Below are 11,943 nucleotides of genomic sequence, written 5' to 3' on the forward strand. Positions count from 1 at the left end.
GTGTAGGGAAAACGCGGCTGAACGGGAGCCCGGTCCACTGTCCGGGGATTTCCCCTTTTGTCGATCAGCCGCGCGCCCGTGAGGTGCGGCGCGGCCAAGAACCATCTGAAGAAGGACTGGCACGACCATGTTCGCAGTGATCAAGACCGGCGGCAAGCAGTACAAGGTTGCCGTTGACGACGTGCTCGACATCGAAAAGATCGAGCTCGAGGACGGCGCGGCCGTCACCTTCGACGAAGTGCTGGCCGTCGGTTCCGACGCCGGCGTCACCGTCGGCGCCCCCACCGTTGCCGGCGCCACCGTCGTCGCCGAGGTGGTCGAGCAGACCCGCGGCCCCAAGGTGATTTCCTTCAAGAAGCGCCGCCGCCAGAACTCCAAGCGCAAGCGCGGCCATCGGCAGCTTCTGACCACGGTGAAGGTCACCGCGATCAACGCCGCCTGACGAAATTCCGTTCCGGCACGCTGCTGCCGGAACCTGACCCGACAACCGTCCAAGGTGTTGAGCGCCGAACCGCTCCGCCAGCGGACGATACGACAGACAGGAGACTGAAATGGCTCACAAGAAGGCAGGCGGTTCGTCCCGCAACGGTCGCGACACGGCTGGTCGACGCCTCGGCGTGAAGAAGTTCGGCGGCGAAGCCGTCATTCCCGGCAATATCATCATTCGCCAGCGCGGCACCCAGTGGCACCCGGGCGCCAATGTCGGCATCGGCGTCGATCATACGATCTTCGCCCTCACCGAAGGCAACGTGTCCTTCGCCACCAAAAGCAACGGCCGAGTCTATGTTTCGGTCGTTCCGACGACGGCGGCAGCAGAGTAAGCCGGATGGAGCTGAAGCGGCCCGCCGGCGTCCCACGGACCCGGACGGACCGCGCTTCAAGCGCGCGATGTGACAGGGGAAGTGGGGCGCCACTTCCCCTGAATTCATTTGGAGCGCTAGGAGAGCCCCATGTCCGAACCGAGCGACATCGAGGACCCTGACAGTCCCTGCGGCTGGCCGTTGATGGCGGCTGTCAGACCGGCTATCGAGACGCGGCGGCTGATCCTGAGGCCGCCGGTCGACGACGACGCCGAAGCCATCGTCCGGCTGGCCAATTCGGCCGCCGTCGCCCGCAACCTCGTGGGCATGCCCCATCCCTATCGCATCGAGCATGCGCGCGTCTGGCTGGCCGAGCCGGTCGATCCGCGCGGCCAGCGTCACCTCGTCTGCCGGAAAGGCTTCGACGCGGCGCCGACGCCGATCGGCATTCTGACGCTCGACATGCACGGCCGGGTCGGGCCCGGCTGGATCGGCTGCTGGCTCGGCGAGCGCCACTGGGGACAGGGCTTCGCCACCGAGGCCTGCCACGCCGCGATCGATTATGCCTTTGTTCACCAGAGGCATGAGAAGTTGTTGTTCGCCTGCCGGGTCACCAACCCGGCCGGGCGACGGGTGATCGAGAAGTGCGGTTTCCAGATGGTGGCGCAGGAACTGGCCTCGGCGGTCGGGAACGGCGCCGCGGTGGCCATCGACCGTTTCCGCATCGATCGCAGCACCTGGGAGAGTATCAGGGCCTGGGAGCCCTTGCGCGTCCATAGCCATGAGGCCGAAAGGGCCGAGTGGGGAGAGCGGCGCGCCGAGCTTCGGGCTCCGGTGGAGCGCATTTGAACTTTGACGCCGGCGAACTTCGGCTTGCCGATCAAATGTCGGATACTCCACCGGAAACAGTGAGTACTAGCGGGCTTTCGCTTCTATATCTGCTCGGAGGTCCATCCCACCGACGCAGATGCCGGAGCCGGACCGCTAGAGAAGTGAGTACGGAATGAAGTTGCTTTCCGGTGCCTTCGGTTCCTGGAGGCCGCGTGCGGCCCTTTTCCCGCGCATCGAGACGGGCCGTCTCGTTCTTCGGCCGCTCGAGCCGGTCGATGCCGACGCCGTCGCGGTCTACCTCGGTGATATCGAGGTAGCGCGCTGGCTGGTGCGCGTGCCGCATCCCTTCACCGTCGAGGACGCCGCCGACTTCATCGGCCAATGCTGCACCACCGCCGGCCTCGGCACGGCAACGACGCTGGGCATCGTGGTGCGCGGCGACGATCGCGCGGTCGTGCGCGGCATCGTGGCGCTGCACAGCCTCGACACGCGGCCGGAAATAGGCTTCTGGCTCGGCCGGCCTTTCTGGGGGCACGGATTGATGAGCGAGGCCGTCGACGCCACGCTCACCTGGGCCTATGCCAGCCTCGATATCGACGCCATCGCCGCCGGCGCCTTCCAGGGCAACGTCGCCTCGCTGACCATCCAGGCCCGCCAGGGCTTCGAGGTCGTCGGCATGAGCCGCCGGCCGTCGCTGATCGAGGAGCGGCTGCTCGACCACGTCGATACCCGCCTGACGCGGGAGCGTCACGCCGGCCGACCGTGGCGACCGTGATCCTCGGCGCCCCGCAATCCTAAAAATCCGTTCATTTTCGCCGCGCGATGCTCTAAAGGGCAAGCTGCGGCCGCGTCGGAACGGTGGGCGGCGCGCCGTCATCCGAAATTCCGGGCTGCCGGCGGAGCAAAGCGCCACCCCGGTCGCCATTCCAGGAAAGCCCCGATGAAATTCCTCGATCAAGCCAAGGTCTACGTACGCTCAGGCGATGGTGGCGCCGGCGCCGTGTCGTTCCGGCGGGAGAAGTTCATCGAGTTCGGCGGGCCGGACGGCGGCGACGGCGGCCGCGGCGGCGACGTCTGGGCCGAATGCGTCGGCGGCCTCAACACGCTGATCGACTATCGTTACCAGCAGCATTTCAAGGCGAAGACCGGCGGCCACGGCATGGGCCGCGACCGCCATGGCGCCAAGGGCGGCGATGTCGTGCTGAAGGTGCCGGTCGGCACCCAGATCATCGAGGAGGACGGCGAGACGCTGATCGCCGACATGGTCGAGATCGGCCAGCGCGTGCTGCTCGCCAAGGGCGGCAACGGCGGCTTCGGCAACGCCTATTTCAAGACCTCCACCAACCAGGCGCCGCGCCGCGCCAACCCCGGCCTGCCCGGCGAGGAAAAGTGGCTGTGGCTGCGCCTGAAATTGATCGCCGACGCCGGCCTCGTCGGCCTGCCCAACGCCGGCAAGTCGACCTTCCTCGCCCGCACCACCGCCGCCAAGCCGAAGATCGCCGACTATCCCTTCACCACGCTGCATCCCGGCCTCGGCGTCGTCCGCATCGATGCCCGCGAGTTCGTGCTGGCCGACATTCCCGGCCTGATCGAGGGCGCCCACGAAGGCGTCGGCCTCGGCGACCGCTTCCTCGGCCATGTCGAACGCTGCGGCGTGCTGCTGCATCTCGTCGACGCCAGCCAGGACGACGTGGTCGGCGCCTGGCGCACGGTGCGGGCCGAGCTCGACGCCTATGACGAGGCGCTCGGCGACAAGCCGGAGATCGTCGCCCTGTCCAAATGCGAGCTGGTGCCGGAGGATGAACTCGCCGCCAAGGCCAGAAAGCTGAAGCGGGCCGCCAAGGCGACGCCCATTCTCCTGTCGGCCGTCACCGGCACCGGCGTCGAGGCGATGCTGCGCGCCATGGCGACGGCGGTCGAGACGAGCCGCGCCGAAAACGACGAATCGCGGGCGGCCACCGCCACGCGCATCTGGCAGCCCCTTCCCCGCGATGGCGATGACGGCAGAGACGACGATGACGACGACTATTGAAGCTTTCACCGGGCCGCTCGCCGGCTATCGCCGCGTGGTGATCAAGATCGGTTCGGCGCTGCTCGTCGAAGGCCGTGGCACGCTGAAGCGCGGCTGGATGGAGAGCGTCGCCGCCGATGTCGCCCGTCTCAGGGCCGGCGGCGCCGGGGTGCTCCTCGTCTCGTCCGGCGCCATCGCCATGGGCCGCGGCGTGTTGAAGCTGCCGAAGGGCAAGCTGAAACTCGAGGATAGCCAGGCCGCCGCCGCCGTCGGCCAGATCGCGCTGGCGAAAGCCTGGGCCGAGGTGCTCGGCGACCATGGAATCACCGCTGGCCAGATCCTGCTGACCCTCGGCGACACCGAGGAACGCCGCCGCTATCTCAACGGCCGCGCCACCATCGGCAAGCTGTTGAAGCTCGGCGCCGTGCCGGTGATCAACGAGAACGACACTGTGGCCACCACCGAGATCCGCTACGGCGACAACGACCGGCTCGCCGCCCGCGTCGCCGCCATGATGAGCGCCGACCTCCTGGTGCTGCTGTCCGATATCGACGGCCTTTACACCGCGCCGCCGCAGGTCGACCCCAACGCCACGCTGATCCCGGTGATCGACCGCATCACGCCGGAGATCGAGGCGATGGCCGGCGGCGCCGCTTCCGAACTGTCGCGCGGCGGCATGAAGACCAAGATCGACGCCGGCAAGATCGCCACCGTCGCCGGCACGGCGATGATCATCGCCTCCGGCAAGGTTGCCGCGCCGCTCTCCCGCGTCGACGTCGGCGGGCCGCACTCGCTGTTCCGCGCCGAGGCCACCCCGGTTACCGCCCGCAAGGCCTGGATCGCCGGTCATATCGAAGCGCCGGGCGTGCTGACCATCGACGCCGGCGCCGTGCGGGCGCTGAAGCAGGGCCGCAGCCTGCTGCCGCCCGGCGTCACCCGCGTCGACGGCGACTTCCACCGCGGCGACACGGTGATCGTCGTCGATGAGGCCGGCATCGAGCTGGCCCGCGGCCTCGTCGCCTATGACGCCGTCGATGCGCGCCGCATCCGCGGCCAGAACTCGACGGTGATCGAGAATATCCTCGGCGCGCCCGGCCGCACCGAAATGATCCATCGCGACGACCTCGTGCTGAAGGGCGACCTCGGAGACTGACCATGACCGCACTGACCGACGTTTCCGTTCATGACCTGATGGCCGACATCGGCCGGCGCGCCCGCGCCGCCGCCCGCCGTCTCGCCCGTGCCTCCACCGGGGAGAAGGTGGCGGCGCTCGTCGCCATGGCCGCCGAAGTGCGCGCCCGCGAGGCCGACATTCTCGAGGCCAATGCCGCCGACGTCGCAGCGATGAAGGAGAACGGCGTCGTCGCCTCCTTCCTCGATCGCGGCACGCTCGACCCCGCCCGCGTCGAGGCCATCGCCAGAGCGCTGGAGGAAATCGCCGCCCTGCCCGATCCGGTCGGCCGCGTGCTCGCCGCCTGGACGCGGCCGAATGGCCTCGCCATAGAGCGCGTGGCAACGCCGCTCGGCGTCATCGGCATCATTTTCGAAAGCCGGCCCAACGTGACCGCCGACGCCGGCGCCCTCTCGCTGATGGCCGGCAACGCCGCCATCCTGCGCTGCGGCTCCGATTCGCTTCGCTCGTCCCAGGCGATCCTCGCCGCGCTCGCCGCCGGCCTCCGGACGGCCAGCCTGCCCGAGGACGCCATCCAGTTGGTGCCGGTCAGGGATCGCGCCGCCGTCGGCGAGATGCTGACCGGCCTCGACGGCTCGATCGACGTCATCGTGCCGCGCGGCGGCAAGAGCCTGGTCGCCCGCGTGCAGGCCGAGGCGCGCGTGCCGGTGTTCGCCCATCTCGAGGGCATCTGCCATATCTACGTCGATCGCGCCGCCGATCTCGACATGGCCGTCACCGTCACCGTCAACGCCAAGCTGAGGCGCGTCGGCGTCTGCGGTTCGGCCGAGACGCTGCTCGTCGACCGCGCGGTGGCCGACACCCACCTGGTGCCGATCCTGAAGGCCCTCCACGAACGCGGCTGCGAAATCCGGGCAACCGAAGAGATTCGCGCCCGCTTCCCGGAGGCCGTGCCGGTGACCGAGGCCGACTGGTCGACCGAATATCTGGCGCCGATCATTTCGGTGGCGCTGGTCGACGGCGTCGATGCCGCCATCGAGCACATCGAAACCTACGGCTCGCATCACACCGACAGCATCATCACCGCCGACGAGGCCACCGCCGCCCGCTTCCTCGCCGGCGTCGATTCGGCCATCGTGCTGCACAACGCCTCGACGCAATTCGCCGACGGCGGTGAATTCGGCATGGGCGCCGAGATCGGCATCGCCACCGGCAAGATGCACGCGCGCGGCCCGGTCGGCGTCGAGCAACTGACATCCTTCAAATACCGCGTGCGCGGCAGCGGCCAGACGCGGCCGTGACGACACCGCGCCTCCCCGCCACCTTCCCCGGCATGCGCGTCGGCCTCTACGGCGGCTCGTTCAACCCGCCGCACCGCGGCCACGCCCACGTGGGCCGTCTGGCGCTCCAGCGGCTCGGGCTCGACCGCATCTGGTGGCTGGTCAGCCCCGGCAATCCCCTGAAGTCGACGGACGGCCTGCCGGATGTCGGCCAGCGGCTGGCGGCCGTCCGGCGGGTCGCCAACCATCCGCGGGCGGTCGTCACCGACCTCGAGGCGCGGCTCGGCACCCGCTACACCATCGACCTCGTCCGCCGGCTGAAAGCGCTGAGACCGCACGTCCGCTTCGTGCTGGTCATCGGCGCCGACAACTGGGCCACCTTCCACCGCTGGGGCGGTTGGCGGGAGATCGCCCGCATGGTGCCGATCGCCGTCGTCGACCGGCCCGGCGCCACCTTCGCGGCACTGGCCTCGCCGGCCGCCCGCACGTTTGCCGGCGCGCGCGTCGCCGAACGCGACGGTCTTCTGCTGCCGGATCTCGTTCCGCCCGCCTGGATATTCATCGCCGGCGTCAAGGTGCCGCTGTCGTCGACCGACCTGCGCCGGGCCGCCGAACGGGCTTAGCCATTGGTCCCGGTCGATCTTGAAAACGTCACCATCAAGGTTCATCCTTTCAGTCATCCGCGATTGCCGGCATGGGGCCGGACGCCGCGGACCACGTCACGAGGTGCACCCCTGAGCATGCCCTTCACCGAGGGCGCCTTCAGCGCCAACCCCTTTGCCGACGTCGCCGCGTTCTCGAGCGACGTCACCCCTCTCCCGCGATCCCTGCTCGACACGATTCTCGCCAGCCTTGACGATGCCAAGGCCGAGGACGTCGTCGATATCGACGTTGCCGCCAAGACGCCGATCGCCGATCACATGGTGATCTGCACGGGGCGTTCCAGCCGCCACGTCGGTGCCATCGCCGATCATCTGGTCAAGGACCTGAAGGATGCCGGCTTCGGCACCGTCGCCGTCGAGGGCCAGCCAGCCTGCGACTGGGTGCTGATCGACGCGGGTTCGATCATCGTCCACGTCTTCCGGCCGGAAGTGCGCGAGTTCTATCACCTTGAGAAGATCTGGGCGCCCGACCCGGCGCCGGCCGCCGGCCGCCGTTGAGGTGTCCGCCCAAAAGGCGCAGATTTTCCGGGTAGAGCGGAACTCGAGCTGGAACGATCCGTTCGGAATGCTTTAGACTTTTCGAAAGTGCGGACGATCCGGCAAGGGTTCGGAAGCTTTTCTTGACCCCGTCGCGCGGGGCCGCTGGCCCCGCCGGTATGGCGTGTGCGCCCGACTAAGAAGACACCGATGCGCATCGCCATTCATGCCGTTGGAAAACTGAAGGCCGGTCCCGAACGCGAGCTCGCCGACCGCTATCTCGACCGCGCCGACAAGGCCGGCCGCGCCATCGGCTTTTCCTCGGTCACCGCCCGCGAAATCGCCGAAAGCCGGGCGCGCGACGCCTTGCAGCGCAAGCAGGAGGAGGCGCGCGACCTGCTCGCCGACCTGCCGCCCGGCGCCTTGCTGATCGCTCTGGACGAGCGGGGCGATTCGCCGACCTCCGAGCGATTCGCCGAGATGCTGGGCGAGGCACGCGACCGCGGCACGCCGAACACCGTCCTGCTGATCGGCGGACCGGACGGCCACGGCCAGGAGCTCCTGTCGCGCGCCGGCCATCGCATTTCTTTCGGCCGATTGACCTGGCCGCACCAGATCGTCCGCATTCTCGCCGCAGAGCAGATCTATCGTGCGGTCACCATATTGAGCGGCCATCCCTATCACCGGCCCTGACCCGCCCCGACGTCTCGTAACCGGCGATCCTTGGTTGACGAAGCGTTAACGGAAAGGCCGATAGGTTCGGCCGCTCGACCGCAACGCCACCGGACAGCCCATCGTCCATGCCGCCCGAAACGCGACGCCCCGGAGCCTGCCGCCTCATCATCGCCGTCCTCGCCGCGGCGCTGCCCGGCCATGTCGCCGCTCAGGAGGGCCTGCCGCCCGAGGCGACCGCCTTTGCGCCGGCGACCGTGGCCGTCCGGCCGGCCTCCGTCCCTCTCGGCACCGCCGATTCCGATCAGATGGAAGCCGAGCGCGCCCTGAAGGACCAGGAGCTCGCCAAGCTTCGCAGCTCCATGGAACTGTCGGCGGAAAAGCAGGCGGAGATCGCAGCCGAAATCGCCGGCCTTTCCCGTGACCAGCAGGCGCTCAACGATCAGCTCGTCACCTCGGCGGCCCGCGTCCAGGCGCTCGAGCAATCGATCACCGACAGCGAGGAGCGCCTTGCCCGCGGCGCCGACAACGAGGCGCGTATCCGCACCTCGCTGGCCGCCCGGCGCGACGTGCTGATCGCCGTGCTCTCCACCGCGCAGCGCATCGGCCGGCAGCCGCCGCCGGCGCTGGTGGTCAGCCCCGAGGACGCCCTGAAGGCGGTACGCTCGGCGGTGGTGGTCGGCGCCGTACTGCCGGAAATCCGCATCGAGGCCGAGGCGCTGCAATCCGATCTCGATGCGCTCGTCGCCGAACGGACGCGCGCCGCCGCCGAACGCGACCGCCTCAGGGTCGACGCCGCCGCCATTGCCGAGGAACGGCAGCGCCTGACGCTGCTCATCGACAAGAAGAGGGCGGAGAGCGAAGCCCGGACCGCCGATCTGGCGGCCGAGAAGGCGCGGGCCGAGGAGCTGGCGAAGAACGCCCGCAGCCTCGAGGACCTGATCGCCGGCATGAAGAAGGCGCTGCCGGCAGCCCGCAACGAACCGTCGGCTCCCGCGGCATCGGCGCCCGGCGCCGGCAGTCGCCTCGGGCCGGCCATCGCCTTCGCGGACGCCAAGGGCCGGCTGATCCCGCCGGTGCGCGGCGTCAACCTGCAGACCTTCGGCGACGACAACGGCCTTGGCGGCGTCTCGCAGGGTCAGTCGATCGCCACCCGCGCCGGCGCCCGCGTGGTGTCGCCGGCCGACGGCCGCGTCGTCTATGCCGGACCGTTCCGCTCTTACGGACAGCTCTTGATCCTCGACGCCGGCGGTGACTATCATATCGTGCTTGCCGGCATGGAACGGATCGACGTCCAGCTGGACCAATTTGTTTTGACGGGCGAGCCCGTCGGTGTCATGGGAAACCAGCGGCTGGCCAGCGCCGCCGCGCTGGATGCCAGCGTTACGCAGCCCGTGCTCTACGTCGAATTTCGCAAAGGTGGAACTTCGATCGATCCCTCCCCCTGGTGGGTCGCATCGCAGGATCGGAAGGTCAGCGGATGATCAGAAAACTGTCGCTACTCGCAGCAGGCGCCGTTCTTGGCGCCGGCGTTACCACCCTGACCCTCGAGCACCGCCTGCCCGGCTTCGGGTCGGCCGTGGCCGCCGGCGTCGATACCTATCGCCAGCTCAACCTGTTCGGCGACGTGTTCGAGCGCATCCGCTCCGACTATGTCGAGGAACCCGACGAGCCGGCGCTGATCGAGGCGGCGATCAACGGCATGCTGACGTCGCTAGATCCGCATTCGAGCTACATGAATGCCAAGAGCTACCAGGACATGCAGGTCCAGACCAAGGGCGAGTTCGGCGGGCTCGGCATCGAGGTCACCATGGAGGACGGCATCGTCAAGGTGGTGACGCCGATCGACGATACGCCCGCCACCAAGGCGGGCATCCGGGCCGGCGACCTGATCACCGGCATCGACGGCACCGACGTGAAGGGCCTTACCCTCAACGAGGCGGTCGACAAGATGCGCGGGCCGGTCAACTCGTCGATCACCCTCACCGTGGTGCGCGGTACCGACAAGCCGTTCGACGTCAAGATCGTGCGCGACGTCATCAAGATGCAGTCGGTGCGCTACGAGGTGAAGGACGATGTCGGTTATATCCGCATCTCCCAGTTCACCGCCCAGACCTTCGACGGCCTCAAGACCTCGATCGACAAGATCAACGAGGCCATCCCCGAAGACAAGCTCAAGGGCTACGTGCTCGACCTGCGCAACGATCCGGGCGGGCTGCTCGACCAGGCGATCGCCGTCTCCGACGCCTTCCTCGACAAGGGCGAAATCGTCTCGACCCGCGGCCGCCACGACGCCGATACCCGCCGCTATGCCGCCAAGACCGGCGAGCTGGTCGGCGACAAGCCGGTGATCGTGCTGATCAACGGCGGTTCGGCCTCGGCGTCGGAGATCGTCGCCGGCGCGCTGCAGGACCACCGCCGGGCGACGATCCTCGGCACGCGGTCCTTCGGCAAGGGGTCGGTGCAGACCATCATCCCGCTGGGCGCCAACGGCGCCATCCGCCTGACCACCGCCCGCTACTACACGCCGTCGGGCAACTCGATCCAGGCCAAGGGCATCCACCCCGACATCGAGGTGCTGCAGGACCTGCCCGAGGACCTCAAGGACCAGGTGACCGAGACCAAGGGCGAGGCTTCGCTGAAGGGCCATCTCAAGAGCGAGACCGAGGGCACCGAGGCCTCCGGCAGCCAGGCCTACGTGCCGCCCGATCCCAAGAACGACAAGCAGCTCAACCTGGCGCTCGACCTGCTGCGCGGGCTTCAGGCCAACGCCGCCTTCCCGCCGAAGGGCGACGATCCCGTTCCCAACTGAGCGGGCCATGAGCCGAAAGGATGCCGGGCCGGAGTTCATCTCCGGCCCGTCGCGTTTCAGCGGCATACCGCGCCGCCGCGGATTGAACTAAGCTCGGGAAGACCGAATCAGGGCGGCCGCCAGTAGCCGGATTTCACGCGCCATGAACGACCTGACCAATCCCCTCGGCTTCGGCGGCTCCGGTGGCCGGAAGTTTCGCGTGCCGGTCGGCGCCATCGCCGCCGTCATCACGGCGAGCCTTTTCGCCGGTCTCGCCGTCTGGCTGATGGTGGTGAGCGACCCGCTCGGCGGCGAGCCTTATGCGCGCGCCAGGATCGAGACCTCCGACACCGGATACGCCCGCGTCGACATCGCCACGGTGGGCGTGAAATCGGGCACCGGCGAACTGTTGCCGCCGCCGTCCGACAGCAAGCCCGAGGCCGGCGTGCCGGTGGAAGGCCCCACCGGCGCCGAGGTGGCGGTGGCGTTGCCGGTCGAGGCCGACACCGCGCTCATCGAGACGTCGCCTTTCGGTCCGCTGCCGCGCGTCGCCGCCGACGGCCGCAGGCCTCTGGACGTCTACGCTCGCCCGGTCCCCGGCTTCGTCGGCGCTTCGCCGAAAATCGCCATCGTGGTCGGCGATCTCGGCCTCAGCCAGACCGGGACGCAGGAGGCGCTCGCCAAGCTGCCGCCCGAGGTCACGCTCGGCTTCGCGCCCTATGGCGCCAGCCTCGACCGCTGGACCGCCAAGGCACGGCAGGACGGCCACGAGCTCCTGCTGCAGGTGCCGCTCGAGCCCTTCGACTATCCCGACAACGACCCCGGCGAAAACACGCTACTGGTCGGCAAGGACGCGCGCCAGAACGTCGAGAATCTGCACCGGGTGATGGGGCGCCTCACCACCTATGTCGGCATCGTCAACTACATGGGCGCCCGCTTCACCTCCGAGGCGGCCGCCCTCGACCCGGTGATGCAGGAGATCGCCCTGCGCGGGCTTCTCTATCTCGACGACGGCAGCTCGCCGCGCAGCGTTGCCGAGCAGTCGGCCGGCAAGTTCAAGACGGCCTTCGCCCGGGCCGACCTCGTCATCGACGCCATACCGACGCCGAACGAGATTACCGGCCGCCTCGCCCAGCTCGAGCAGATCGCCCGCACGCGCGGCCTCGCCGTCGGCGTCGCCAGCGCCCGGCCGGCGACGCTGAAGGCGCTTGCCGGCTGGACGAGCGGCCTCGACGGCCGCGGCATCACGCTGGTGCCGATCACCGCCGTTCCCCAGCAGAATTGAGA

13 protein-coding genes are annotated in these 11,943 nt (G+C 68.8%); all 13 read left to right on the plus strand.

Annotation, left to right across the window (positions count from 1 at the left end; all coding sequences use genetic code 11):
* The first annotated feature begins 127 nt into the window (after positions 1 to 127).
* The 13 genes from rplU to CJ014_RS12415 all read left to right on the plus strand — a co-directional run bounded on the left by rplU (position 128) and on the right by CJ014_RS12415 (position 11,941).
* Positions 128 to 442 (plus strand): 50S ribosomal protein L21, encoded by a 315-nt coding sequence (rplU, locus tag CJ014_RS12355; RefSeq protein WP_100080788.1) that lies wholly within the window; start codon positions 128 to 130, stop codon positions 440 to 442.
* Positions 443 to 551: 109 nt separating this feature from the next.
* Positions 552 to 821 carry a 50S ribosomal protein L27 gene (gene rpmA / locus CJ014_RS12360; protein WP_100080789.1) on the plus strand — a complete coding sequence of 90 codons (270 nt, stop codon included), beginning with the start codon at positions 552 to 554 and terminating at the stop codon, positions 819 to 821.
* A gap of 129 nt (positions 822 to 950) precedes the next feature.
* Positions 951 to 1,649, plus strand: coding sequence for a GNAT family N-acetyltransferase (locus tag CJ014_RS12365; protein WP_100080790.1), 699 nt, complete (start codon positions 951 to 953; stop codon positions 1,647 to 1,649).
* A 154-nt stretch (positions 1,650 to 1,803) separates the two neighbouring features.
* Positions 1,804 to 2,406, plus strand: a complete 603-nt coding sequence (locus CJ014_RS12370; protein ID WP_100080791.1) for a GNAT family N-acetyltransferase — start codon at positions 1,804 to 1,806, stop codon at positions 2,404 to 2,406.
* Positions 2,407 to 2,571: 165 nt separating this feature from the next.
* Positions 2,572 to 3,663, plus strand: a complete 1,092-nt coding sequence (obgE, locus tag CJ014_RS12375; protein WP_100080792.1) for a GTPase ObgE — start codon at positions 2,572 to 2,574, stop codon at positions 3,661 to 3,663.
* Positions 3,647 to 4,795, plus strand: a complete 1,149-nt coding sequence (gene proB, locus CJ014_RS12380; RefSeq protein ID WP_100080793.1) for a glutamate 5-kinase — start codon at positions 3,647 to 3,649, stop codon at positions 4,793 to 4,795. Before obgE ends, proB begins: the two co-directional genes overlap by 17 nt.
* Before the next feature lie 2 nt (positions 4,796 to 4,797).
* Entirely contained in the window at positions 4,798 to 6,075 is a 1,278-nt protein-coding gene (locus CJ014_RS12385) for a glutamate-5-semialdehyde dehydrogenase (protein WP_165790830.1), read from the plus strand.
* Positions 6,072 to 6,677, plus strand: coding sequence for a nicotinate-nucleotide adenylyltransferase (locus CJ014_RS12390; RefSeq protein ID WP_207765735.1), 606 nt, complete (start codon positions 6,072 to 6,074; stop codon positions 6,675 to 6,677). Before CJ014_RS12385 ends, CJ014_RS12390 begins: the two co-directional genes overlap by 4 nt.
* Before the next feature lie 117 nt (positions 6,678 to 6,794).
* Positions 6,795 to 7,214, plus strand: coding sequence for a ribosome silencing factor (rsfS, locus tag CJ014_RS12395; protein ID WP_100080795.1), 420 nt, complete (start codon positions 6,795 to 6,797; stop codon positions 7,212 to 7,214).
* 189 nt (positions 7,215 to 7,403) lie between these two features.
* Entirely contained in the window at positions 7,404 to 7,886 is a 483-nt protein-coding gene (rlmH, locus tag CJ014_RS12400; protein WP_100080796.1) for a 23S rRNA (pseudouridine(1915)-N(3))-methyltransferase RlmH, read from the plus strand.
* Between the two features lie 107 nt (positions 7,887 to 7,993).
* The gene (locus tag CJ014_RS12405) at positions 7,994 to 9,349 is read left to right on the plus strand and encodes a murein hydrolase activator EnvC family protein (protein ID WP_100080797.1); all 1,356 of its coding nucleotides are present in this window, start codon (positions 7,994 to 7,996) and stop codon (positions 9,347 to 9,349) included.
* Positions 9,346 to 10,677 (plus strand): S41 family peptidase, encoded by a 1,332-nt coding sequence (locus tag CJ014_RS12410; protein WP_245427288.1) that lies wholly within the window; start codon positions 9,346 to 9,348, stop codon positions 10,675 to 10,677. Before CJ014_RS12405 ends, CJ014_RS12410 begins: the two co-directional genes overlap by 4 nt.
* A gap of 142 nt (positions 10,678 to 10,819) precedes the next feature.
* The gene (locus tag CJ014_RS12415) at positions 10,820 to 11,941 is read left to right on the plus strand and encodes a divergent polysaccharide deacetylase family protein (RefSeq protein WP_100080798.1); all 1,122 of its coding nucleotides are present in this window, start codon (positions 10,820 to 10,822) and stop codon (positions 11,939 to 11,941) included.
* The last annotated feature ends 2 nt before the right edge of the window (positions 11,942 to 11,943 follow it).

It is taken from the genome of Pleomorphomonas carboxyditropha, from assembly GCF_002770725.1.
Lineage (GTDB): Bacteria > Pseudomonadota > Alphaproteobacteria > Rhizobiales > Pleomorphomonadaceae > Pleomorphomonas > Pleomorphomonas carboxyditropha.